Annotated in this window: 22 protein-coding genes; 9 read left to right on the top strand and 13 right to left on the bottom strand. The window is 41.0% G+C overall.

The window, feature by feature from the left end:
- Positions 1 to 22 precede the first annotated feature (22 nt).
- A complete protein-coding gene (gene leuS, locus ATH1_RS0111230) occupies positions 23 to 2,812 on the bottom strand; it encodes a leucine--tRNA ligase (protein ID WP_010421643.1) in 2,790 nt (929 codons plus the stop codon).
- 400 nt (positions 2,813 to 3,212) lie between these two features.
- Positions 3,213 to 4,211 carry a pectinesterase family protein gene (locus tag ATH1_RS19375; RefSeq protein WP_010421640.1) on the bottom strand — a complete coding sequence of 333 codons (999 nt, stop codon included), beginning with the start codon at positions 4,209 to 4,211 and terminating at the stop codon, positions 3,213 to 3,215.
- Between the two features lie 419 nt (positions 4,212 to 4,630).
- On the opposite strand from ATH1_RS19375, the gene ATH1_RS19370 reads away from it, so the two are divergent.
- The 9 genes from ATH1_RS19370 (at position 4,631) to arsB (ending at position 12,373) form a co-directional block, all read left to right on the top strand.
- Positions 4,631 to 5,530: a hypothetical protein gene (locus ATH1_RS19370; RefSeq protein WP_044115194.1), complete on the top strand. Its 900-nt coding sequence runs from the start codon at positions 4,631 to 4,633 to the stop codon at positions 5,528 to 5,530.
- Positions 5,511 to 5,822, top strand: coding sequence for an ArsR/SmtB family transcription factor (locus ATH1_RS0111215; protein ID WP_010421635.1), 312 nt, complete (start codon positions 5,511 to 5,513; stop codon positions 5,820 to 5,822). The genes ATH1_RS19370 and ATH1_RS0111215 overlap by 20 nt, the downstream gene beginning before the upstream one ends.
- A 67-nt stretch (positions 5,823 to 5,889) precedes the next feature.
- Positions 5,890 to 6,120, top strand: a complete 231-nt coding sequence (locus tag ATH1_RS0111210; protein WP_010421632.1) for a thioredoxin family protein — start codon at positions 5,890 to 5,892, stop codon at positions 6,118 to 6,120.
- A gap of 51 nt (positions 6,121 to 6,171) precedes the next feature.
- A complete protein-coding gene (locus ATH1_RS0111205) occupies positions 6,172 to 6,603 on the top strand; it encodes a nitrophenyl compound nitroreductase subunit ArsF family protein (protein WP_010421629.1) in 432 nt (143 codons plus the stop codon).
- 12 nt (positions 6,604 to 6,615) lie between these two features.
- The gene (locus tag ATH1_RS0111200; protein ID WP_010421625.1) at positions 6,616 to 7,314 is read left to right on the top strand and encodes an aromatic aminobenezylarsenical efflux permease ArsG family transporter; all 699 of its coding nucleotides are present in this window, start codon (positions 6,616 to 6,618) and stop codon (positions 7,312 to 7,314) included.
- Between the two features lie 271 nt (positions 7,315 to 7,585).
- Positions 7,586 to 8,905 carry a permease gene (locus ATH1_RS0111195; RefSeq protein WP_029164092.1) on the top strand — a complete coding sequence of 440 codons (1,320 nt, stop codon included), beginning with the start codon at positions 7,586 to 7,588 and terminating at the stop codon, positions 8,903 to 8,905.
- A gap of 374 nt (positions 8,906 to 9,279) precedes the next feature.
- A complete protein-coding gene (locus tag ATH1_RS0111190; protein ID WP_010421621.1) occupies positions 9,280 to 9,705 on the top strand; it encodes an arsenate reductase ArsC in 426 nt (141 codons plus the stop codon).
- 483 nt (positions 9,706 to 10,188) lie between these two features.
- Positions 10,189 to 10,989, top strand: coding sequence for an arsenite methyltransferase (locus ATH1_RS0111185; RefSeq protein ID WP_010421620.1), 801 nt, complete (start codon positions 10,189 to 10,191; stop codon positions 10,987 to 10,989).
- A gap of 352 nt (positions 10,990 to 11,341) precedes the next feature.
- Positions 11,342 to 12,373, top strand: a complete 1,032-nt coding sequence (gene arsB / locus ATH1_RS0111180; protein ID WP_010421618.1) for an ACR3 family arsenite efflux transporter — start codon at positions 11,342 to 11,344, stop codon at positions 12,371 to 12,373.
- Between the two features lie 138 nt (positions 12,374 to 12,511).
- Here the strand turns inward: arsB and ATH1_RS0111175 are convergent, their stop codons facing one another.
- From ATH1_RS0111175 to ATH1_RS0111125, 11 genes are all read right to left on the bottom strand, one after another.
- Positions 12,512 to 13,330, bottom strand: a complete 819-nt coding sequence (locus ATH1_RS0111175) for a phosphate ABC transporter ATP-binding protein (RefSeq protein WP_010421615.1) — start codon at positions 13,328 to 13,330, stop codon at positions 12,512 to 12,514.
- A 7-nt stretch (positions 13,331 to 13,337) separates the two neighbouring features.
- Positions 13,338 to 14,192 (bottom strand): phosphate ABC transporter permease PstA, encoded by an 855-nt coding sequence (gene pstA / locus ATH1_RS0111170; protein WP_010421612.1) that lies wholly within the window; start codon positions 14,190 to 14,192, stop codon positions 13,338 to 13,340.
- 22 nt (positions 14,193 to 14,214) lie between these two features.
- Complete coding sequence (gene pstC, locus ATH1_RS0111165) at positions 14,215 to 15,105, bottom strand: phosphate ABC transporter permease subunit PstC (RefSeq protein ID WP_029164091.1); 891 nt, start codon at positions 15,103 to 15,105, stop codon at positions 14,215 to 14,217.
- A 68-nt stretch (positions 15,106 to 15,173) separates the two neighbouring features.
- Positions 15,174 to 16,109 (bottom strand): PstS family phosphate ABC transporter substrate-binding protein, encoded by a 936-nt coding sequence (locus ATH1_RS0111160; protein ID WP_010421608.1) that lies wholly within the window; start codon positions 16,107 to 16,109, stop codon positions 15,174 to 15,176.
- Positions 16,110 to 16,202: 93 nt separating this feature from the next.
- Positions 16,203 to 17,468, bottom strand: a complete 1,266-nt coding sequence (locus tag ATH1_RS0111155) for an alginate export family protein (protein WP_010421606.1) — start codon at positions 17,466 to 17,468, stop codon at positions 16,203 to 16,205.
- 171 nt (positions 17,469 to 17,639) lie between these two features.
- Complete coding sequence (locus ATH1_RS0111150) at positions 17,640 to 18,323, bottom strand: (Fe-S)-binding protein (protein WP_010421604.1); 684 nt, start codon at positions 18,321 to 18,323, stop codon at positions 17,640 to 17,642.
- Positions 18,324 to 18,349: 26 nt separating this feature from the next.
- Positions 18,350 to 19,051, bottom strand: a complete 702-nt coding sequence (locus tag ATH1_RS0111145) for a GTP-binding protein (RefSeq protein ID WP_010421602.1) — start codon at positions 19,049 to 19,051, stop codon at positions 18,350 to 18,352.
- Positions 19,052 to 19,060: 9 nt separating this feature from the next.
- Positions 19,061 to 19,885, bottom strand: coding sequence for an ATP-binding cassette domain-containing protein (locus tag ATH1_RS0111140; RefSeq protein WP_010421601.1), 825 nt, complete (start codon positions 19,883 to 19,885; stop codon positions 19,061 to 19,063).
- 954 nt (positions 19,886 to 20,839) lie between these two features.
- Complete coding sequence (locus tag ATH1_RS0111135) at positions 20,840 to 21,865, bottom strand: inorganic phosphate transporter (protein WP_010421598.1); 1,026 nt, start codon at positions 21,863 to 21,865, stop codon at positions 20,840 to 20,842.
- A gap of 348 nt (positions 21,866 to 22,213) precedes the next feature.
- On the bottom strand, positions 22,214 to 22,846 hold the full coding sequence (locus tag ATH1_RS0111130; protein ID WP_010421596.1) for a response regulator: 633 nt from the start codon (positions 22,844 to 22,846) through the stop codon (positions 22,214 to 22,216).
- On the bottom strand, positions 22,843 to 23,781 hold the full coding sequence (locus ATH1_RS0111125; RefSeq protein WP_010421595.1) for a sensor histidine kinase: 939 nt from the start codon (positions 23,779 to 23,781) through the stop codon (positions 22,843 to 22,845). The genes ATH1_RS0111130 and ATH1_RS0111125 overlap by 4 nt, the downstream gene beginning before the upstream one ends.
- Between the last annotated feature and the right edge of the window lie 346 nt (positions 23,782 to 24,127).

Below are 24,127 nucleotides of genomic sequence, written 5' to 3'. Positions count from 1 at the left end.
ATTGAACTTGCGTGATTCATTTTTACGACACAACAATGTTTATGATCTTGCCTGGAACAATAATCACTTTTCGGATGGTTTTTCCTTCTATCCATTTGGCGGCCCCCTCATGTTCCAGGGCGGCTTTTTCTATTTCAGCATGGTCTGCTCCGGCAGGCATTTCCAGTTTAAACCGCATTTTGCCGTTGAAAGAAACAGGGTAGATCACGGTGTCATCTTTCAGATAGTTTTCTTCTGCTTCAGGCCAGGTAGCATCAACAATTGAATCGTTGTGTCCCGATAAGTGCCAGAGTTCTTCCGTCATGTGTGGAGCAAATGGCGAAAGAAGAACCAGCAGCGGCTCCAGGATGGCCCGTTTATGGCATTTCAGGTCGCTGAGTTCGTTAACACATATCATGAAAGCGCTGACACAGGTATTAAAGGAAAAGCGCTCGATATCGTCAGTGACTTTTGAAATGGTTCGGTGCAATACTTTAAGCTCTGCTTTTGAAGGTGTCTCGTCGGTTACGAGTACGTTATCATCCCGGTCGGTAAAGAGTCTCCAGGTTTTGCGAAGGAATTTATGTACACCGTCAATGCCGTTGGTATCCCAGGGTTTGGATTGCTCCAGGGGGCCAAGGAACATTTCATAGAGGCGAAGGGTGTCAGCACCGTATTGCTCAATGATGTCGTCGGGATTAACCACGTTGAACATTGATTTAGACATTTTTTCAACCGCCCATCCGCATACATATTTATCGCCTTCCTCGAGGATGAATTCGGCATCTTTGTACTCGGGATTCCATTTTTTGAAGGCATCGATATCGAGGATATCGTTATGTACGATATTTACATCCACGTGAATGGGAGTAACATCATAATCATTTTTAAGGTTGTAAGACACAAAGGTATTGGTCCCTTTGATTCTGTAAACAAAATTGGATCGCCCCTGTATCATTCCCTGGTTGATGAGCTTCCGGAAAGGTTCCGGTTTGCAAACCAACCCAAGGTCGTAAAGGAACTTGTTCCAGAAACGGGAGTAGATGAGATGTCCTGTTGCATGTTCGGTACCACCGATATAGAGGTCAACATTCTGCCAGTACTGGTTGGCTTCGGGGCTGACCAGCATCTGATCATTATGGGGGTCCATGTAGCGCAGGTAATAGGCTGATGATCCGGCAAAGCCGGGCATGGTGTTTAATTCAAGGGGATATCCTTCTTTGGTTTTCCAGTTTTTGGCGCGCCCCAGCGGCGGCTCACCTTTGTCGGTGGGCAGATATTTGTCAACATCCGGAAGTTCAAGGGGAAGTTCCGACTCATCAAGCGTGTAGGGCATTCCGTCCTTGTAATAAATGGGGAATGGTTCGCCCCAATAACGTTGACGGCTGAAAATAGCATCGCGGAGGCGGTAATTTACTTTTACTTCACCAAGGCCTTTTTCGCGGATGTATTCGTTGATCTTTACGATGGCTTCGGGAACATTCAGATCATTCAGGAATCCTGAATTGATCATGTAGCCTTCTTTGGAATCTTTTGCATCGTCCCATTTGTTTATATCGCCGGGCTCTTCTCCCCGGGGAACGACAACCTGAACGATGGGCAGATCAAAGGTGCGGGCAAAAGCAAAATCGCGACTGTCGTGTGCCGGAACCGCCATAATGGCTCCTGTTCCGTAACCGGCCAGGACATAGTCACTCACCCATACGGGAACTTCTTCATTGTTCAGCGGATTAATGGCATAAGCTCCTGTAAAAACGCCGGTCATTTTTTTTACTTCCGACATTCTTTCCCTTTCGGTGCGTTTCCTGGCATCCTTAATATATTGGTCAACTTCGGCTTTTTTGTCGGACGTAACTATTTTATCAACCAATTCACTTTCAGGGGCCAGTACCATAAAAGTGACCCCGAATACTGTGTCGGGCCGGGTGGTGAAAATTTTCATTTCCACATCTGAATTTTTTACGGGGAAAACCATTTCAGCACCTTCGGAGCGGCCTATCCAGTTCTTCTGGATTTCTTTGAGCGATTCTGTCCAGTCAATAGTGTCCAGGCCTTTGAGCAATCGTTCTGCATAAGCAGAAACTCTGAGTGACCACTGGCGCATCACTTTTTGTTCGACCGGGTGGCCTCCACGAAGAGACACTCCATCCTTTACTTCATCGTTGGCCAATACAGTTCCGAGTGCCGGGCACCAGTTTACCATCGTATCTGCCAGGTAGGCAATGCGATAATTAAGCAGTACTTCCTGTTGTTCTTTCTCGCTCATTTTTTTCCACTCTTCGGCAGAAAAACTGAGCGATTGAGAACATGCAGCATCTACATCCTTTGTACCGGAAGTATTAAATTTATTAATCAGTTCTTCAATTGGCAGTGCTTTATCGGCTTTTTTGTCGTAATAGTGATGGAACATTTTAATAAAAGCCCACTGGGTCCAGTGATAGTATTTGGGATCACAGGTTTTTACTTCACGGTCCCAGTCATAAGAGAAACCTATTTTGTCGAGCTGTTCACGGTATCTTTTAATATTGTTTTCGGTGGTTATCGCCGGATGTTGTCCGGTTTGAATAGCATACTGTTCGGCCGGGAGGCCATAAGCATCGTATCCCATGGGGTGAAGTACATTAAATCCGGAAGATCTTTTGTACCGGCTGAAAATATCGGATGCTATATATCCCAGCGGATGTCCCACGTGTAACCCTGCTCCCGAAGGGTAGGGAAACATGTCAAGAACATAGTATTTTGGCCGGTTTTTGTCAATATCAACCTTATAGGTTTTCTGGTCTTTCCAGTATTTTTGCCACTTTTTTTCGATCTCTTTAAAATTGTACTCCATGGTGTTATCTATATAGTATTTAGTGTCTGTCCATAAAATACCATTGAGCCCGGTCTAAAAAGCATCTTTGTTGCCAAACTCAGTGTTGTTTTAAATTTTTGCATCCTCATTAACAATGAGTTAACTCCGGTACAAAAATTTAAAACGCCTTGATTTTGACAAAAATATGCTTTTTATACCGCACTCACCATTTCAAAAATTCTTGTGCTTCGACCTTGTCGAAAACAGCTCCTTCAGGGACAGACTCAATTCGCTTATTATGCCATTATTAAAGCTGCGAAAATACAAAAACTTTGAGACATGCGGGCAACCGCTTTCAAATTCAAAAGCAGGCTAAGTGGTATCAGTCCATAAAGTACCATTTGCTGTGTTAAATATTTATTCCCGAAGTGCCGGATGATTATTCACTCTCAGCTCTTCTGGATATCCACATTTCAAGGCCTGCCTCTTTGTTGCAGACGGTAGCCAGTATGATTTCAATTTTATATTGCTGCGCCTGCTCATCTGTCAGACGATGCATCCAGGTAATTCTGTTGCTTAGTTTGGAGCCAGGGCCGGTATTTCCGTATTCAGAAAAGTTGGCGGTCCGGTCACGGTCTGTGCCTTTCCAGTTTGCCCAGCCCTGAGGATGAATGTGATTGCCCATATAACAATTCAGGAATGCTACTTTGGCATAATCGCGCCATGGCCTGCCCAGATATACCTCCTTAACCGCTTCACCGGCAGTAAGATTGCAATCCAGGAAAACAAAGCCGAAATCTTTCCATGCAGGTGTGCTGGCGGCTGTAATGTATGAATTGGCCAGGCTGTGGATTTCACAATCTTCGAACAATACGGTGGCATCTCCAAAAATAAAGTCGGTTGTTCCTTCAAAATAGCACTGGCTAAAGTATTGGCGGCTGCTTTCCCCCGCACCATAAAAGGTATCCTGGTGTCCGAGTATGCGGCAATTTCGGAATACAACCCTGTCGCCTGTTAAGTGAAGGGCCACGGCTTGCCCCACATCTCCTGCCGTGTTTTGAATGGTCAGATTCTCTGCATAGAAATCGTTGGCTTCCACTTTCATCGTGTAAGTGTAAAATGTGCTGTTGCGCCCCTTGTCAATCTTTTTAAAATGATCGTCCCAGGTAATGATGGTTTTTTCCGGGTCCTCTCCAATGATTGAAAGGTGAGTGTTGAAAGCCGGGATATTCACTTTTTCTTTGTAGGTCCCTTTCTTCACGTAAATGGTGATGCGTTTGTCGGGAAACGCTTTCGTGTCATAAATCGCCTCCTGAAGCGAAGTGTAGTCGCCACTTCCGTCTTTGGCAACGGTGATTTTAGTCCTATAGGAAGCATCGGCTTCCGAAACAAAAACGAGCATCAGTGGAAGTACTGACAATAATTTGAAAAGTTTCATATCGAATAAGTGTGAGTTATTGAGCCTTTGTAATCTGTTTATGTTAGTTGTGTGATTACAAATATGGGAAAAAAGAGACTTTTAGGAATGAAACGAGCATGACAAAGATTGCCGTAATAGATTATCAGATTTTTAGATATAAGTAATTTAGTCATTAGTTTTTAGTCAGTAGTGTGAATTATAAACGGATGAATACATCGATTTTAGTTTTGGAAAACAGTTAATCTTTTTCTAACATTGTTGTGAGCATTCAAAGAAATGAACAGGTGCATAAAATGAGCATTGAAGCTTTGTTTTTTCAAATTTACCAAGACTTGTCAAATAGCTCCTTTTAGGGACAGGCTCAAAATTTGAGTGTTTCGAAAATATATTTAAGTTTGGCAACATATAGCGGGCTCATATTTTTAAACAATTCAATCATGGACTTAAGCGACATACAAAAACAATTGGACAAAATAATGTTTGAGAGAAACAACAGTCCGATTCCTGAATTTGAAGGTTATTCTCCTAATGAAATGCATCAGATATTGCATTTTACATTTGGCCCGAAAAGTCCCATTCAATTGCAAAAATTATCAGACGATGAATATAGGAAGATACCTATACTTAATCAAATCAAATATTTGGCGGATGTTATTTCCAGAAAGGGAGAACTTAAGCTTACTACGAAGGGTTTTCTGCCTGTAAAAGTTGTATCAGACTTATATGGACAGGGATATCTTACCGATTATCCCATAGAAAAAGGAATTGTGAAGTTGTATAAGGAAAAGGATTCTATGACCGTTCATCTGACAAGATTATTGGTGGAACTTTCAGGAATTGTGAAGAAAAGAAACGGGAAAATGAGTCTGACAAAGAATGGTGAAAAATTAGTATCAGACAATGATAAATTGCTGAGAACCCTTTTTGAAGTATTCGGAACCAAATTAAACTGGGCATACTTTGATGGATATGGCGATAATAGCATAGGACAACTTGGTTACGGATTTACATTGATTCTTTTGTCGAAGTACGGAAACAAAGAACACCGGGATTTTTTTTATGCCGGGAAATACTTTGAAGCATTTCCCAGATTAATGGATGTTATTGAGTCATCGTATGGCTCATTGGATGAATATGCAGCAAAATGTTATTCATTAAGAACGTTTAATCGGTTTTTAGATTATTTCGGGTTGATAGAAATAAAAACGGAAGGTATTTGGATTGATTCCATTCAATATATTACCAAATCGGATTTGTTTGATAAATTTGTGAAATGTTTACCGCACAAAGTCTCAAAAAATGAAGTGACCATTAAACATGAAAATACAAGGAATTAAACAAATCGTTCCTTCAAAAGAGCAGCAAAAGATGGCTCGTTACGCTAAAGCACTCGGGCATCCGGTAAGAGTTTATATTATGCAGTTGCTGTCCAGCCAATCGTGTTGTTACAGTGGCGATCTTTCGCAGGAGCTTCCCATTGCAAAATCAACTTTATCTCAACACCTTAAAGAACTGAAAGAGAGCGGACTGATTCAGGGGCAGATTGAAGCGCCCCGGATTAAGTATTGTGTTAACAGCGAGAATTGGGAAGAAGCCAAAAAATTGTTTAAAGATTTTTGGTCGCTTTGATTTTTTATATATTTGTTCGTGATTTTACGAACTACGAACTATTAGCGTTTATGTAAAACAAAAAACTATGGATATAAAAGTATTGGGCACAGGGTGCCCAAAGTGCAGAACCCTTGAAAAACTGACCCGTGACGCGGTAGAAGAACTGGGAATTGATGCCAATATTTCAAAGGTGGAGGACATCATGGAAATTATGCAATATAATGTTGCGAAGACTCCGGCACTGATTGTAGACGGCAGAATTGTCGTCAAAGGAAATGTGCCTTCTTATGATGCGTTGAAGAAGATGCTGAGCTGAGTACATAATGTTATTGAAAAACATAATCTTGAATTTTAAATAACAACGATTATGAAGAAAGCACTAAGTACACTTACCTTTTTTATGTTGCTTGCAGTGGTTTCGGTGACAGCACAATGCTGCAATTCATCTGCCCAAAAAAGCGACAGCAGCCAAAGTCAACAAGAAGAAGTAACCAAAGCATCGGACGTTAAAGTTTATTATTTCCATGCTACACGGCGATGTGCCACCTGTCAGGCCGTTGAAAAAGTTACAAAAGAAGCTCTGGCTGAAAAGTATGGCGATGCCGTTTCTTTTGAATCCATCAACCTCGAAGAGAAAAAGAATCATCCGTTGATAGAAAAACACAATGTTAGTGGTCAGACTTTGCTCATTATAAAAGGTGATAAGGCGGAAAATCTCACCAATTATGCCTTTATGAATGCACGGACTAATCCGGACAAACTGAAAAGCAAAATCGAAGAAACCATCGAATCGTTGTAAAAAAGTTCTTTCATGGAATTCTTACAAAATCTGCTTGAAAATACCGAGGTTCCGTTTCTGACCGCCTTTTTGCTCGGGCTGATGACTGCCATCAGCCCTTGTCCTTTGGCTACGAACATTACTGCCATCGGGTTTATCAGTAAAGATATGGAGAGCCAGAAGCAGGTTTTTATTAATGGATTGATTTATACACTTGGTCGAAGTGTTTCATATACCGCAATCGGATTGCTGTTTTTTTTCGGAGCCAGTCAGTTTAAGGTTGCCGGTTTTATTCAGGAATGGGGCGAAAAAATAATTGGCCCGTTGCTTATTATTATAGGTCTTCTGATGCTCGGTGTTATTAATATTAAGATTCCCGGTATTGGTTCTATTTCTGATAAAATGCAGGATCAGTCGGGAAAAGGTTTCCTTGGTGTTTTGCTGCTGGGAATTGTATTTGCACTGGCATTTTGTCCTTACAGCGGCGTACTCTATTTTGGTATGCTTATTCCCATGACTGTTTCAAGTGTGAGCGGACTTTATTTACCAATCATTTTTGCTCTCGGAACCGGTATTCCTGTCATCATTTTTGCCTGGCTTATTGCATTTTCGGTGGGATCGATAGGCAGTGCATACAACAAACTGAAGACTTTTGAATTTTGGTTTCGCGGGGTAGTCGCTGTTTTGTTTATCGGTGTGGGGGTTTATTATACGGTTTTGTTATTGCTGTAAGACGGGGCATCCCTTTTTTTAATTTATATTGTTCGTATTTTTACGAATGACTGGGAGTTATAGGTTGAGGTTGAGGTTGAGGTTGAGGTTGAGGTTGAGGGGCACCACAGATTTTACATATTCTTAGCAAGCAATGAGAAACAGGGAACCAATTAACAAAGCCCGGAACCCGGAAACCCAGACTCAGAACCCAAAACCCAGAACCCAAAACCCAAAACTCAGAACCCAAAACCCAAAACTCAGAACTCAGAACCCAGAACTCAATACAATAATGGAACTAAAAAAAGAATTAAAAATATTAGGCTGGATAATCGCAATATTCCTTTTTGCCTTTTTCATGCCATTGGAAAGTGCGCGTTTTCAGGAAGCCATTATGGCCACCTTCGATCTGACCAGGTGGTATGCACGGGAGCATGTTATTCTATGTTTGTTGCCTGCCTTTTTTATTGCCGGAGTTATAGCCGTATTCGTCAGTCAGGGTGCGGTGATGAAGTATTTTGGTGCCAGGGCAAAAAAGTGGGTGGCCTACTCGGTGGCATCCGTTTCCGGAACCATTCTGGCGGTTTGCAGTTGCACCATTCTGCCGCTTTTTTCCAGTATCCATAGGCGGGGTGCTGGTCTGGGGCCTGCCATTGCTTTTTTGTACAGCGGTCCTGCCATAAATATTCTGGCCATTATTCTTACCGCCCGAATTTTAGGGATTGAGATGGGCATTGCCCGAATCATTGGAGCTGTTGTTTTTGCAGTGGTTATTGGTTCAGCTATGTCGCTCATTTATCGTAAAGAGGAAAAAGCCAAACGCGAAGAGCAGTTGAACTTTCCGGATGTGCCTGAAGCGCGACCCATGTGGCAAACCGCTATTCACTTTTTTACTCTGGTGCTGATATTGGTTTTTGCCAATTGGGGAAAACCGGGTGACGACGTGACCAGTGGCGGATTTTACTGGTTGTGGGTCAATAAGTGGTACCTTACTTCTTTGTTTTCTGTCTTATTGGTTTTCTCACTCATTTTTATTTTAAAACTGAAATGGCAGTATGTGGTTCTTGGGGCAATTGTTACCGCAGCGTCAGCATTTTTCGCAGCTTCTCCGCTTGTGCCAATGGTTGTTGGTATCGCAGCTTTGAGTATTATTACCCTTACTGATAAAAAACATGATGAAAACCGGGAGTGGACATTGTCGGCCTGGGATTTTACCAAACAAATTATGCCGCTTTTGGCAATTGGGGTTATGGCGGCCGGATTTTTACTTGGCTCTACACATGGCGACACTGCAATGGCCGGGATTATTCCCGAAAACCTGATTACGTCGCTCGTTGGCGGTAATTCTGTATTTTCTAACTTTTTTGCTTCAATTGTAGGCGCATTCATGTATTTTGCCACCCTGACTGAAGTTCCCATTCTTCAGGGACTGATGGCTGCCGGAATGGGAAAAGGTCCGGCATTGGCATTGCTGTTGGCCGGCCCGTCTTTGTCATTGCCAAATATGCTGGTTATTCGCGGAGTGATGGGAACGCAAAAAACTTTGGTATATATCTCACTGGTTGTGGTAATGGCTACTGCTTCAGGACTTATTTTCGGTAGTTTCTATTAGAACAAAAGTCTGTTAGAGCAATAGATGAGTGCAGTCTAAAAAGCCTTTTGACCCCTAAATCCCCTAAAGGGGACTTTTTCAAACTGCTGATTTTTAGCAGTTCTCTTTTAGGGGTCAGAGGTAAAAATGGTAAAAATCAGCAGTTTGAAGGCTTTTATACTGCAATCATAGATGGTTAAAAAGGCATAAAAACAGACGCAATGTTTTTAATATGAGAATTTGTTTTTATTATGTCGTTGACTATATATAATTACCAGATATTGTAAAATTTTAGCAGAATATTGAATCATATAATGAACCTGAATTTAACTGATCATCTAAAAGCAAATTACTAAAAACTAAAAACTAAAAACTAACTACTGAAAACCAATGCCATGAAAATACTCATTTTATGCACCGGCAACAGTTGTCGCAGCCAAATGGCGCATGGTTTCATGCAATCGTTCAACAAAGATCTTTATGTGCGTTCGGCCGGAACCGAAGCATCAGGGAAACTCAACCCCCATGCTGTAAAAGCCATGAAAGAGATCGGGATTGATATCAGTCACCATACTTCTGATCCGGTGGATCAATATCTGGGCGATGAGTGGGATTACGTTATCACCGTTTGTGGTGGGGCTAACGAAAACTGCCCTGTATTTATGGGCAAAGTAAAGCATCGTTTACACATGGGATTTGATGACCCTTCAGATGCCACCGGCAGTGATGAGTTTATATGGAGCGAATACATACGTGTACGTGACGAGATAAAAGATGCTTTTTCTAAATTTTACAAAGAAGAAATTGAACCCGAATTATAATTTGAACATTATCAGGACTTAAGCGGTAGTTTGAGGTATTTTCAAATCGAATTATGAGCCCGGTCTAAAAAGCATCTTTGTTGCCAAACTCGTTGTTGTTTTAAATTTTTGCATCCTCATTAACAACGAGTTAACTCCGGTACAAAAATTTAAAACGCCTTGATTTTGACAAAAATATGCTTTTTATACCGCACTCATTTATTTTAAAATTAATTTTATGAAACGCATGACAAAGTTTGTCTTAATAGATTATCAGATTTTTAGATTTAAGATGAAATGAACATGACAAAAGTGTCACTACAGAATATGTATAAGTCCTTGCATGCGAGTTCTATTCGACCTTAATAAATAAATTTTATACGGATTAAAATAATCGGAAGTTAACGGTGGATTAGAAATCCACTATTAAGGAGGTGCGGATTAAAAATCCGCACCAGCAGGATGAGTTCTATTCCACCAATAACTTAAATAAATTATATACCAATGAAACCAAAACCACAAGATTTAAAACTGATTGTTCAGGACAAATACGGGCAGATAGCTAAAGGACAGAAGTCATGCTGTGGGGGTGACACCTGTTGCTCTTCGGTGGATTATAGCATTTTCAGTGACGATTACTCCGGGCAGCAAGGTTACAACAAAGACGCTGACCTTGGTTTGGGCTGTGGACTGCCCACAGAGTTTGCAGGAATAAAAGAAGGCGACCATGTGTTAGACCTGGGAAGTGGTGCCGGTAATGACTGCTTTGTAGCCAGAACTCAAACCGGTGATGCAGGAAAAGTGACAGGCCTGGACTTTACCGAAGCGATGATCAAAAAGGCCAACAAGAATCTGGAGAAGACAGGTTTTAAGAACATAGAATTTATACAAGGTGATATTGAAGAGATGCCACTGCCTGATGCATCATTTGATGTGGTCATCAGCAACTGTGTGTTAAACCTGGTACCTGACAAGCAAAAGGCCTTTTCGGAGATTTTCAGGGTGCTGAAACCTGGTGGTCATTTTTCAATTTCTGATGTGGTGATTGTTGGGAACCTGCCCGAAGGACTGAAGAAAGATGCTGAGATGTATGCCGGCTGTGTCTCAGGAGCTATCGACAAGAATGAATACATTTCCATTGTTGAACAGCAAGGTTTTTCTAATATAGCAGTTCAGAAGGAAAAAGAAATCGTCCTGTCGGATGAAACACTGTTGAATCATATCAGTCCTGAGGAGCTGGAAGAGTTTAAGCAATCGGGAAACGGAATTTTCAGCATTACGTTATTTGCTGAGAAGATGGGATAGTTATTAATATTACCAAAATAGTCCGTTATAGTTTTACAAACACTTTAAATTCAACTGGTTATATGTAACAGGTTGTTTTGATGAGTGCAGTCTAAAAAGCCTTTTGACCCCTAAATCCCCTAAAGGTGACTTTTTCAAACTGCTGATTTTTAGCAGTTCCACTTTAGGGGTCAGGGGTAAAAATGGTAAAAATCAGAAGTTTGAAGGCTTTTTATACTACACTCTTTGGGAAATGCATATTTTCAATAAAACATGAATCATCTTATATCTTATATCTAAAAATCTGACAATCTATATATTAATAAATATCAAATTAACTCTGCTTAGCGTCTTTGCGTTTAAATATCATTTTATGAACACGGAAAAAAGAAAGATAGGTTTCTTCGAAAAATACCTCACCCTCTGGGTAGCCCTTGGCATTCTCGGAGGAATCGGCATCGGTCATCTGGCCGGCGATTCCATTGAAGTTATCAGCAGTCTGGAAATAGCCAAAGTCAACATTCCGGTTGCCATTCTCATCTGGTTGATGATCTACCCTATGATGTTGCAGGTCGATTTCTCGAGTATCAAAAAAATCGGGAAACGCCCCAAAGGCGTGATATTAACATTGATTGTCAACTGGCTTATAAAACCTTTTACCATGGCCTTTTTTGCCTGGTTATTTTTTTCACAACTTTACCAGGCGTGGATTGATCCCGGGATGGCCGGGGAATACATTGCCGGCGCCATTATTCTGGGAGCTGCCCCTTGTACGGCCATGGTATTTGTGTGGTCGTATCTGACCAACGGCGATCCCAACTATACGTTGGTACAGGTTTCCATAAACGATCTGATTATTTTGGTGGCTTTTGTGCCCATTGTTGGGCTGCTGCTGGGAATTACCAATATTTCCATCCCTTACAACACGCTAATTGCAAGCATTGTAACATTTGTCGTTATTCCTCTTGTGGCTGGTGTAATCACCCAAAAAATTCTGTTAAAACGACGTGGTGAAGAATGGTTTAAGAATGTTTTTTTGCCAAAACTCAAGCCTGTTAGCATTATTGCGCTTCTGGTAACGCTGGTTTTGCTTTTTGCTTTTCAGGGACAAAATATTGTGAATAATCCGCTTATTATTTTATTGGCAGCTGTTCCGCTTATTATTCAGACTTATTTCATCTTTTTCATCACCTGGTTTGCCGGGAAAAAGTTGAAGTTGCCACATTCGATATGTTCCCCGGCTGCCATGATCGGGGCCAGCAATTTTTTTGAATTGGCTGTGGCAGTGGCTATTTCATTGTTTGGCCTGCAATCGCCTGCGGCACTTGTAACCGTGGTGGGGGTACTGGTTGAAGTTCCGGTGATGCTGTCGCTTGTAGCGTTGGCCAATAGGTGGAAATATTAATAAAACAGGAGTGTTAAAAAGACCGCACGGGCTGGCATTAAACTTGCCGACGAGCGATAACGAACACCGCTTTCCCTGGTCAGTGTGGTGAGGATTAATATTTGAGTTTCTTAGGATTTTGGCGGTTGTCCCAAAATGTCAAAATCCATCCACAAGATATTCTTTCAATTGAGGACTTTGCGGATTTTTTATTACGGTTTCCGGTGCTCCCTGTTCAATAATTTTTCCATAGTGCATAAAAACCACATTGTCGGCCAGGCGCTGAGCTTGCCGGAGAATATGAGTAACAATCACAATGGTATAATGCTTTTTCAGTTCCCTGAAGCGGTCTTCAATAATTTTGCTCGACACAGGGTCTAAAGCAGAAGTAGGTTCATCAGCCAGGATAATTTGTGGCTTAACGGCAAGTCCCCGGGCCAGGCAAAGGCGTTGTTGCTGACCGATGGATAAACTGTCGGCAGATGAATGAAGGCGGTCTTTTACTTCGTTCCATAAGCCCACTTCTTTCAACTTTTGCTCAACATTCCATGCGATGAGTTTTTTATCTTTCACGCCTTTCAGTTTTATACCGTAAGCAACATTTTTAAAAATGGAAACAGGCAGGGGATAGGGTTTTTGAGAGAGCAGTCCCATTTTTTGTCTAATTGCCGGCACGTTGTGATTGGAATTAAGAATATCGTCCTGTCCGATAAAAACACTTCCCGACACCTTCAATTCTCTGTAAAGATCGGTTAGCTTGTTCAGTGATTTGAGCAAGGTGGTTTTTCCGCAACCCGACGGCCCCAATAAAACAGTAACTTTGTTTTTGGGAATTTCAAGATTGATGTTGTTCAGGATATGGTGATTTCCCGCGTATACATTCAGGTTTTTTATGGAAATGGCTGATTCGGTTTCTGTTTTTCGGACAGCATTTGATTCCATAAATGTGTCGGGATTTTCTTTTATAAGTGTGTGCATTTTCCCTTTATTTTAAGTTTTCTTTTGAATATTGTTTGGCAAAATACCGGGCAGACAGACTGATAATTAAAATGATTATGGTAAGGATAGCTGCTGCGGCATAAGCGCGTTCCCGTACCGCCGGAATGGGGGAGCTAAGCTGGAAAAAAATGGATAATGGCAGGGTAGCTGCCGGTTCATCCAGGTTGGTGGGTATCAAATCGGTATATCCTGCTGTAAATAGAACCGATGCTGCATCCCCAATGCCTCTTCCGAACGCCAGAAGAATGGCTGTAACTAATCCTGAAAATCCCTGCTTCAGGAGTACTTTAAAAGCCGTTTGTGACTTGGTGGAACCCAACGAAAGGGCGGCTTCCTGCAGACCTATAGGGATTGTGCTGAGGACCTCGTCGAAAGACCGGATTACAATCGGGGTAATCAAAAGGGCCACGGTTATGATTCCGGCAAGTAATGAAGCACTCATTCCAAGCCAGATCATTAACGTGAAGCCAAAAGCACCGTAAACGATAGAGGGGACTCCCCACAGGGAATCCAGAATGTATCTGACGGTATTTTGAGTCCGTTTGTAACGGATGAGGTGTGAATTGATATAAAGGGCTGCAGGAACGCCAAGAATAATGGCTATCACTGTGGCCCCTCCTGCAATATAAAGCGAACCGACAATGGCATTTAACACACCTCCTTCGCCGCCGTAGTAATAGCCTCCTGAGGGTAATTGCGTTATCATCTCCAGGGTAAGAGAGCCGAACCCTTTGTTGAAGATGATGAAAATGATGTAGCCGAGTATGCCTATCAGAGAGTAGCAAGCCACTCCGGTCAGTATTTTGAATACTCTTTCTTCTACATTTTTTCTTTTCTGCATGACAGGATTTTTTTGACTGGTTTTATCCTTTTTCCGGATTGCTGGCTATAATAAGGTACCGGAAGACAATGTTGATCAATAACACCACAACAAAAAGAACCAGTGCAGCGAACATAAGGGCCGAGTCGTATAGCGGAATGGAAAGCATTTCACCGTAATTATTGGCTATCAGGGCCGGAAGCGGATATCCCGCCTCGAATGGATTAGCGGTAATACGGGCAATATTTCCTACCACCATCATCACTGCAAGTGTTTCCCCGAAAGCTTTAGCCATACCCAGTCCGAAAGCTGAGATGATGCCCGGCCTGCTTTTCCTGATAACAATGTGCTTTATGGTTTCCCAGTGTGTAGCTCCCAGTGAAAAACCGGCCTCTTTGAGGCCGTACGGAACCGACTTGAAGGTTTCTATCAGCATATTCAGCATATATGGAATGCACATGATGGCTAAAACAATTCCTCCCGCCAGAATGGAATACCCTGACGAGTTTTTCCCAAACATAGGGGCCAGATAGTCTCCCACGAGAGGGACAATGACCAGAATTCCCCACATGCCGTAAATCACTGAAGGAATGCCTGCCAGTATGTCAATGACCGGATGCATTATCCTGATAAGTCGTTCGGATGCAAATTCGGTGAGATAAATGGCTGCCAGTAAGCATAAAGGGGCCGAGAAAATAAATGACAAAACCGTTACATATAATGAGCTGAAAATAAATGGCCAGAAACCAAACTTTCCGCTACTGGGTGCCCAGTTAGCCGAAAACAAAAGGTTGGTTAATGAGTCGACATTAAGCAGAGGAATGGATTTGATAAGCAGCGCCACTCCAATCAGGAGTGGAAAAAGGAGGATGAGTGCCAGGGTCGAAAGCATCCAGTTGCCGGTTATTTTTGATCGTAACTCTCTGCTTGTCATTGGTGAATTGATGTTAATATGTAAAGTGACAGAATTTTCCCTGCCTCCAGGTTGTTTCGAGGAATTTTTTAATTCACTTTTTTCAGGTAATCTTTAAGCTTTTCATCTGAAATAGGCACATATCCGGCTGATTTCACGTAATCCTGTCCTGATGTCAAGGTCCACTTGATAAAATCCAGAGTGGTTTGTTTTTCCGGTTTCCCTTTGGCGACGAAGTACAATTCGCGGGCAGGAGGCGAGGGATAAACTTTGTCGGCAATGGCTTTTAGCGCATTGTCGAATTCCTCATAAAAATTTTCTTCCGGATCAATCCGGCCATTTTCATTCAGGTCAATGGGAACAACTTCAATACCCGGATGTTTCCTGCCAGTGTTGATATCATAAATAAAAGCTGTGTTGTTATATCCGATGGCTGTGGGGTCTTTGCTAACAGCTTCGGCAAGGCCGGGATCCCCGTGAATTCCCACACCTTTCAGGTCTTCCTGCTTTCCGTCCAGGTATTTTGCCCAGGTTCCGGCAGCACCACAGGCATCGGACCTGGTGTAAACCTGTATCTGCAAGGGTTCTGTATTTTCCAAAAGCGCATTCCAGTTGGTAATGGTTCCATCAATAAATATGGACTTAAATTCCTTCCTGGTCAATCCGCGTTTTTTTAGTTGTTCAAGATATGGATGATCGGCGCTGATGGTGGGAAATACTGCATCTTTGCATAGTCCGACCCACCATACACCTTTGTCTTTTTCGGCCTGGGTGATTTCCCGTGAGAACATTCCTAAATCTACTGTTCCTGCGAGAGCGTCGGCCATCCCTTTGCCAGCCCCACCGGCAGATATGTTGAAACGGACTTCAGGGTTTTCCTCTTTATATACTTCTGCCCATTTTATAACCAAAGGGTAGAGTGCGAAAGCTCCTGAAAAGCTAAGGGTGTTTTCTTTCTCTTTTTTTGAAACACAGGCTGAAAGTAGAATCAGTAGTGTGATACAATACAATGCCGTTTTTTTCATGATTTCTGCAATTATTGTTGTTACAAAACTATTTGCTTGAGGGAAGATATACGTCAGTATTTTTACTTAAAATGAGGTAGGTAAAAAGACGTATTATTCAAAAAGACTGGTATCGACAGTAAGACTCACATACAAAAATTGGGGAAAGGCCGGACTGCTTACTCTCTGTAACTGCTCAAAGGCATCGGTGGTCAGGTAAAATAACCATGCCGATTTTATAGAGCCCCATTCGTTGAAATTGTATTTGAATTCCAACTCATTCTCGTACCCGAGGTATTTGTCTGTCGGCGTATTTTGGTTGGTTTGTGCCAGGGAAAAGAAGTGCCCGGTATTTTTCAGATTTATTTTGGGAGAAATTTTCAGGTTGAGATATCCGTAGATGTCTGTCAGTCCACCTTCTTTGGTATGTGAAGGGATGTTTCTGAAGTAATCCATGTGACCAAAAAAACGGTGACGTGCTCCATACAAAACATCAAACAAATGGTCGGTGCTTCCGCTGGCATCGTCATTGCCCGACAAATAGCTGATGCCAAGTCCCGGGGAAAGACGGCCAGTTTTAAAAGCTACATCGGCATCCAAAAGAAAAGCACGGACATTCTGTCCTTCATCATTATTCCCATATTGAAAGTAAGCATTTGATTTTGCGTTTAATGCATTGGAGGTATAATTGAGGTAAGCACCTGAGGTTTGGCGGAAATTCAGGGTATTGGTGGTATCGGTTTCGGTTACCCCTGAAGCAATGTGCAAAAATGAGACATCAAGCTTGTCGGAAAATTGATGTTCCAGCCACAAAAAATTGAGGGATTTAATTTTGTCGGGCGGATAAAGATTATTGGATGTTGTTTCCTTTAGCGAGTTCCACGAGGTTCCTGCATGCAGGTTCCATTGGTTAAGTTTCCATTTCAATACAACGGCATCGTAGGCCAGGCCGTTTTGGTTCCAGTTGCGTTCGGCCAGTAATCTCTGGTTATCATAAACCAAAGTCTGGCGACCCACAGAAAGACTTAAATTGCCAGTGGGTTTGAGTTCCACATATCCTTCAAATAAATCCAGCGATGCATCATTGCCGTAAACTCCCGTTGAACTGGTAAGGTTTTCATCACCCCATACGCGCACATCCTGCGGGGAAAATTTGAGTTTCAGTTTTTCCGTTTCATAAACCAGTGACAGTCTCATGCGTTGAGAGGCAATAATTGAAGGGTCGGCGTCTTTAGGAATCAATTCACGATACCCGTTGCGCACTTCGAAGCGCGGACGATAGTGCGCATCTACTTTTAGTTGAGAAAATGCTTTATTAAAAGGAAAAGCAAAGCATATCAGAAAAAAAGAAAACCGGATTGCTGAAGATAATTTACTCATAGTTCAAATTTTTTTCAGCAAAAGTGGGTTTGTCTGATGTTATATAAAACAGGCTTTTTACCTATCTTTTTTAGGTGAAAATACTTATTTAGTGTCTATCCATAAAGTACCATCTGAACCGACACATAATTTGGGACAATTTTTTTCGGTTTTATAGACAGGGGGCACTAATTAATATGTTACGTAAGTGGTGGTATTTACTTCCGGCATTCCCCATACTTTCAGGTCGATAATTTCAATTCTTACGTTTTCTTTTTCAAGTTGAACAACGACACCACTATGAATTTTTTGCATCATGCAATGATGTGGAAGGAAACGTATCGTTTCGCCGACTTTTAGTATTTTACCTTCGTATCTGCCCTGAAATGCAAGTACCATACAAATACCAACATCTGTAATTGCGTTGTTTTCGATATTTCGATCATTATCCGGGCCTGTAATTACCACGGTAATGAGGGAGTGTTGGCGCTCAACTATTTTGGCGATGTGTGTTATCGGGCAACCTAATGGGCGATATTTTATAACATCTCCTGTTTTCAGGTCGATTGAACATAAGGGTAAAAGGGTTTCCCGGCAGCTTTTTTCGTTTTTCAGGGGTTTGAGGACAATATCGGCCCTGTAATTATCAATAACCCCGGTAATAGTAATATTATTATGGGTGGTAACTCGATTTCGCTTCTGAATAAGCTTCTCAATAGAAGTTTTATTGGCTGCAAACGCCGGGCGCTTTAGTACGGGGCAGGCATCTGGTTCTTCTTTTCCGTTGATTAAAGATACGGCAAAATCTTCACAATGGCTGTATCCGCAATTTCCGCAATTAAAATCCGGCAGTAGGGTTGTTATTTTTTTCAGCATAAATTTTTGTCTGACTTTTGGGTTAGCTATTCACCGATATATTCCTGGAAACCATTCATGTTTCTAAGTAATCCACGATGGTATTTTTTGCTTACACGTTGTTCACCGACACATAGTGTACAAACAGAGAAAGGCGCATTGTGTCTGAGTTTTTCTTCGTTTGTAACTTTTTTACCCGATGCCATGATGTGCTTTGCCAGTTCAGCGGCTCCCTGGCCATTAAGACCATTGACATCCAGAATTGTGCAGCCGGGATTAGCTTCAAGTATTTTTTCTCTGAATATTTCGCGTTCGGCTTGCGAAATCATGTCGCCTTTGGTGACAACTACAATATCGGCACAACTCAGGAAGGGACCTGTTTTTCCGGGATTGTTAGGTCCACTTGTAGAATCAATGACACAAATGCCAAGGCAATTATCTGTATAGGGAGCGCATCGGTGACAAAGACCGGCTGTTTCCATGATAAGTGTATCGGCATTGTTTGTGTCAGCAAATTTTTTCATTTCATCCAGATTATAGATTGAAAAATGATCTGGACACATATCACGGGACAGCCCGGTAAGAACTGGTATTCCTAAAGTGGCAAATCGTTTATCATCGTCCGTGGCAAGACAATCTACTTTCACAACGGCGGGTTTTGTGTTTGTACCTTTCAATATTTTTATCGTGTTGATTAATATAGATGTTTTACCTGCTCCTGGTGTTCCGGCAATAATTACAAGCTTCATATATCAGTTTTAATAATTGTTCAATGTTGTTATTTCCTTATTGACAGATGACCCGGGAAATATCTGATTGATGTCTTTTTCTTTGATATGTTGTCCATTCCGGATTATTTCTCTTAATTTAAGCATGGTTTGATCAACCTGGCTTAGTTGCGAAGAAATTGTTTTTTCTTCCGGAGAACTATCAATAATGTCTGTCATTCCCCCGTTTTTCATTATTATTCTTTTCTGTGCACTAAGAGCCATTACCGGGTCATGCGTAACAATGAGTATGAGTTTGTTATATCCGGAAAGCAGTTCAAGAGCTTCGTGTTTTTTGATCCCTGCATTTTCGATTTCATCAATCAATACAATGGGTGATTCACTAATTACTGCCACATCGGCTACCATCAGGGCACGTGTTTGACCCCCGCTTAAAATGGTAAGATTATCATTGGGCTTTATTGGCTCACCGGTTAGCTGGTTCGCCATGTAGATAATTTTATCGATGTTTTTCATGCTTTTTCCCCGACATTGTGCATGCAGTAAAAGAAAATCCTTGACATTCATGTCGGCCAGGAAGTTCATGTTCTGAGACAGCTGAGCTACCATTTTTTGTCGGGGGTTGTTACGCAGTTCAGACGTAGGGATTTCACCGTTAATTAATATCTGGCGATGTGTAGAACTGTCTTTTTGAGATAACTGTTCTATGTCAGAAATCAGCTGACTTTTCCCGCTTCCGGTAGGGCCTACAATGCCTATAATTTCACCTTGTGCGATATCGAAGCATTTGATATTTTCATGCTTCCCCGATTTATCAATGCCGCCAATAATCGTAATGTTCCTGATTTGCTCCATGGTTTGTTGTTATTGATTATATGGCAAAATTGGAACATATCTGTTTTAAAGAAAACAGTTCTAAATCGTAATTTTGGATTACGTTTTAACACTTATGGAAGGGAAAGAACATGTGCTACTGACTATTGACTGAAGGTTCATCTCAAAACGTGTTCTTAATTTTAAAAATTTGTTCATTTAAAACATGAGTACGGTATAAAAAGCATCTTTGTTGCCAAACTCGTTGTTGTTTTAAATTTTTGCATCCTTATTAACAACAAGTTAACTCCGGAACAAAAATTTAAAACGCCTTGATTTTGACAAAAATATGCTTTTTATACTGCACTCAAGTATCAAATAGGTAAGCATTATTGTATGAAGAACCTGACCGAAAATTGCTGACTGAATTTGAATTATTTACAATCACTGCTGTCCGACAAAAAAGCATTTAATTTTTTGCGCTCAAGCCGCGCGGGCTTTTACTTTTTTTGTTCACGAGATAAAAATTATAAGGCGTTCACGATTTACGCTTCGCTCCAATTCTACAGCAAAAAAAAGTAAACAAATTTTGCGTTAAGTGAGAGCAGTGACCAAACTTGTTTGTGTCAATGCCGAACGCAGCAAAATTCAGCTATGCTAAAAAATGCCGTCGCGCAAAGAAATTCCTAAAAATCAGATTGTTTTTCTAAAATCCGAAAACTCGCTTCGCTCAAACAATTCGGATTTACCTCATTATCGTGTTTGCTTTCAAAGGCATTCGGTGAACTCGCAAGCTCGTTTCTTTACGAAAAACAAGCTGATTTTCTTAACGGAATTTCTTTGATGCGAACCTAATTCTGAACTGTGTAAAAGTATTCAGAACGCACATAAATACAGGACTTCATTAGATCCATTTTATTTTACTCGGTCAGTAGTGATTTACATCTTAAAATCTAACGATCTTTTGATTCAGGTAAGTTGTTTTGATTCAGAAGGTTATATATTGATTAGTCCCCAGCTGTCAGCGCCCCATGTCAGTAACAGAGAAACCAGAAAAGCAATAAGGGGTGCAATGATCCACATAATGAAAAAGCGGTTCACTTCGGTTTTGAAAAAAATATTTTTGCCTCCGAGTTTGGCCACGCCTATACCAATTATGGCAGATACATTTAATTGTACCAACGAAGTGGGGATTCCTTTTATCAGCGATGCTAATAATAATAGTGATGCCGAAATAAATGCAATAATAACGGCTTCAACTTTGCCAAAAAGAACAATTTCCTTGCCCGTGTTTTGAAGTATCTTTTTTCCGAAAATGGAACTTCCTATACCAAAACTGGGAGCAACGATGAGCGTGGCCAGAATCAGTACCTGAAGGAAATACTCGTCACTGATATTTAGCTCGTTCACCGCCATCATGGCTATGGGGCCCGCCGCGTTGGCAACATTGTTTGTGCCGATTGCGAAAGCCACATACATCGACATAATCAATATGCCACCCTTAAACATGAAATGGTCATTTAACTTTTTCGATATGGTATAGCCTTTTTTTCTTATGGGTTTGTAGATGTATTTACCAATCAAAAATGCCAGGATAAAAGAGAATATCGGCATTACAAACCAGGTGGGCAGAACATCATAAAGAAGTTTGTGCGTATTGAGTGAGTTGAAATATACAGCCGGAGCAATGACCGCCATCACTGTTGCCTGACTGGTTGACTGGGGAATGCCGAACAGGTTGGCAATAAGAAGCGCGAAAGCTACAGATATCAAAATTATGGAAACGATGGTGAACGTCATTAGTTCCGGTTGAATAAGTCCTTTTCCTACAGTATAGGCTGTGTTTTTTCCACCGATTATAGCGCCCAGAAACACCATGATCCCAAACAAGCCCGGGATGGCACTTTGTTTTATCAAGTTTGTTCCATAGGCTGCCGAAAAAGAAGGTGCTGTGCCACTACCGCCCATGTTTATTGCAAGAAACATGGCAATGACAAATGGTATTAGAAAAGGAATCAGCATGGCTAAAATAATAGGATTTTGGTGACAAAAGTGTTTGAATCCCGGCTGCTTTAAAACCGTACAAAAGCGTATTCGGGGATATACGTTTAAAGACGTAGAAAACTTATGAGCCCAATCTAAAAAGCATCTTTGTTGCCAAACTCGTTGTTGTTTTAAATTTTTGAATCCTCATTAACAATAAGTTAACTCCGGTGCAAAAATTTAAAACGCCTTGATTTTGACAAAAATATGCTTTTTATACTGCACTCATTTATTCATCTAACCTGTCTGCAGACAGGCAGATATCTGCAAATCTAACGATCTATAATAAAAACTTTGCGCTTTTGCGTCTCTGCGTTTAGTCGTTTTTTATACTTCAAAAATTTTGTTCTTTATAGCATAAACTACCATCTGTGCCGTGTTGGACGAGTCGGTCTTCAGCAATATGTTCTCCCGGTGCTTATCAATGGTTCTTTTGCTTACATTGAGTGTTTCTGCAATTTCCTGGTTAGAAAGACCTTTGCAAATATTGAAAAGCACTTCAATTTCTCTTTCGGTGAGCTCGCTGTTTTTGGGGCCGTTTTTCTTTTTGTTGATGTTTTGAATAATTCCGGAAAGGATTTCGGGAGAAAAATAATTATTGCCATCGGCTACTTCCGAAATGGCCTTTTTAACATCTTCCAGTTTTGAATTTTTTAAAAGAAATCCACTGGCCCCCGCGTCAATCATGCCTGAATAGTAGTTTTCATTGCCATACATGGAGAGTGCAATGATTTTCCATTCGGGATGTTGTTGAAGACATTTTTCAGTTGTTTCAATACCATTAATACCCGAAAGTTCGATGTCCATAAGGACAATTGCCTGTTCTGTTTTGTCCATCATATTTAAGAATGCTTCTCCGCTTTCGGCTTCATGTATTTCTGAAATGAAATCCCATCCGGACAACAAAAACTTGAGTCCTTCACGGAATAGCTGATGATCATCAACAATATATAGTGTCATAGCGGGATATTTATTTTAATAAAAAAACCATTATTGCTTTTGCTGTGCATTTGAACTTTTCCATTTAATGATTTCACTCTGGAAGAGATGTTATCCAATCCGTTGCCCTGATGTTTTTTTTGCTTTAGGTCAAAGCCACAACCGTCGTCGCTGTAATTAAGTTCCAGGATTCCCGACTGCTCAAAAATAACAATGTTGATTTTTGATGCGTCTGCATGTTTCAGGGTATTGTTTATCAACTCGCACAGGATGCGATAAAGAATAACTTCAATGTTTTTAGGGAGTTTAGGCGGAATAAAGCAGTTTTCAACATCGAGTTCAGGTTTTTTAGTAATGGCAATAGCATTGTAAAACGAACGAATGGCTTTAAGTAATCCAAATGTGTCCAAAAGATGGGGGCTCAGATTGTTTGAAATTTCTCTGACGGCCATCACTGCATGGTCAACGGATTTTTCTGTCCTTTCCATGATCACCTTGTTCTTATCACCTATCTCTTCTTTGTTGATGGCCGAAAAGGCCATTTTCACCGATGATAAGATGGGGCCGAGTCCATCGTGTAATTCTCTGGCAAACAACTGGCGTTCTTTTTCTTCGGTATCGATAATTGCCGATAAAACCCGGGCTTCATTTTGTTTTCGCATCTTGTCAATTTCTTCCTGCAAATTAAAAATTCTTCGAATGTAAAACGAAGCAACAAACATCAACAGAGAGATAAATACAGCCACCCAGGTGTTGAATAAGTCAATCCTGCTCAGTTCTGCATTTTGGGTGAAGTCTAATAACTCGCTGACTCTGCGGATGGCCATCAGGAAAAAAGCAATTGATATTGTGATCCAGGATACATTGAAACGGGTTTTTCTTATCAGGCCTAATGTCTTGAAAAAAGCTCCAAGTTGCAGAATTACGGCTGTTAAAAGTGCTAATTGAATAATCATAAGGAAAATCTCTTTGGGTCATCACAAATCGTTGAAGCAAATCATAACCTTCTCATAACAAGAAGTTTGCGTTGTTGCGTTTCTGCGTTTATAATAACAAAAATAGATGAAAAAAATTAAAGCAACGGAGAAAACGGCAAATTTTAAAATTATTGAAACGAGCATGGCAAAGATTGCCTTAATAGATTATCAGATTTTTAGATATAAGTAATTTAGTCATTAGTTTTTAGTCATTAGCCAGTAGTGTGAATTATAAACACAACATACGTCTTTGCGTTTAAGCTTTTTTTTTCCAACCCCATGCAACGCAACAGTTTGTCCGTATAAAGAAAGAATATTTACAGTG

The sequence above is a fragment of the Anaerophaga thermohalophila DSM 12881 genome (assembly GCF_000191885.1).
Lineage (GTDB): Bacteria > Bacteroidota > Bacteroidia > Bacteroidales > Marinilabiliaceae > Anaerophaga > Anaerophaga thermohalophila.
Note: the sequence above shows the minus strand (reverse complement) of the source record. Positions and strands in the feature narration are given on the sequence as shown.

Coding starts and splice junctions, on each gene's coding strand:
- ATH1_RS0111150 (WP_010421604.1), bottom strand. CDS start 18,323: ATGCTGAAAAAAATAACAACCCTACTGCCGGATTTTAATTGCGGAAAT.
- ATH1_RS0111210 (WP_010421632.1), top strand. CDS start 5,890: ATGGATATAAAAGTATTGGGCACAGGGTGCCCAAAGTGCAGAACCCTT.
- arsB (WP_010421618.1), top strand. CDS start 11,342: ATGAACACGGAAAAAAGAAAGATAGGTTTCTTCGAAAAATACCTCACC.
- ATH1_RS19375 (WP_010421640.1), bottom strand. CDS start 4,211: ATGAAACTTTTCAAATTATTGTCAGTACTTCCACTGATGCTCGTTTTT.
- ATH1_RS0111190 (WP_010421621.1), top strand. CDS start 9,280: ATGAAAATACTCATTTTATGCACCGGCAACAGTTGTCGCAGCCAAATG.
- ATH1_RS0111125 (WP_010421595.1), bottom strand. CDS start 23,781: ATGATTATTCAATTAGCACTTTTAACAGCCGTAATTCTGCAACTTGGA.
- ATH1_RS0111175 (WP_010421615.1), bottom strand. CDS start 13,330: ATGCACACACTTATAAAAGAAAATCCCGACACATTTATGGAATCAAAT.
- ATH1_RS0111195 (WP_029164092.1), top strand. CDS start 7,586: ATGGAACTAAAAAAAGAATTAAAAATATTAGGCTGGATAATCGCAATA.
- ATH1_RS0111200 (WP_010421625.1), top strand. CDS start 6,616: ATGGAATTCTTACAAAATCTGCTTGAAAATACCGAGGTTCCGTTTCTG.
- ATH1_RS0111215 (WP_010421635.1), top strand. CDS start 5,511: ATGAAAATACAAGGAATTAAACAAATCGTTCCTTCAAAAGAGCAGCAA.
- pstC (WP_029164091.1), bottom strand. CDS start 15,105: ATGACAAGCAGAGAGTTACGATCAAAAATAACCGGCAACTGGATGCTT.
- ATH1_RS0111185 (WP_010421620.1), top strand. CDS start 10,189: ATGAAACCAAAACCACAAGATTTAAAACTGATTGTTCAGGACAAATAC.
- pstA (WP_010421612.1), bottom strand. CDS start 14,192: ATGCAGAAAAGAAAAAATGTAGAAGAAAGAGTATTCAAAATACTGACC.
- ATH1_RS19370 (WP_044115194.1), top strand. CDS start 4,631: ATGGACTTAAGCGACATACAAAAACAATTGGACAAAATAATGTTTGAG.
- leuS (WP_010421643.1), bottom strand. CDS start 2,812: ATGGAGTACAATTTTAAAGAGATCGAAAAAAAGTGGCAAAAATACTGG.
- ATH1_RS0111145 (WP_010421602.1), bottom strand. CDS start 19,051: ATGAAGCTTGTAATTATTGCCGGAACACCAGGAGCAGGTAAAACATCT.
- ATH1_RS0111135 (WP_010421598.1), bottom strand. CDS start 21,865: ATGCTGATTCCTTTTCTAATACCATTTGTCATTGCCATGTTTCTTGCA.
- ATH1_RS0111155 (WP_010421606.1), bottom strand. CDS start 17,468: ATGAGTAAATTATCTTCAGCAATCCGGTTTTCTTTTTTTCTGATATGC.
- ATH1_RS0111160 (WP_010421608.1), bottom strand. CDS start 16,109: ATGAAAAAAACGGCATTGTATTGTATCACACTACTGATTCTACTTTCA.
- ATH1_RS0111140 (WP_010421601.1), bottom strand. CDS start 19,885: ATGGAGCAAATCAGGAACATTACGATTATTGGCGGCATTGATAAATCG.
- ATH1_RS0111130 (WP_010421596.1), bottom strand. CDS start 22,846: ATGACACTATATATTGTTGATGATCATCAGCTATTCCGTGAAGGACTC.
- ATH1_RS0111205 (WP_010421629.1), top strand. CDS start 6,172: ATGAAGAAAGCACTAAGTACACTTACCTTTTTTATGTTGCTTGCAGTG.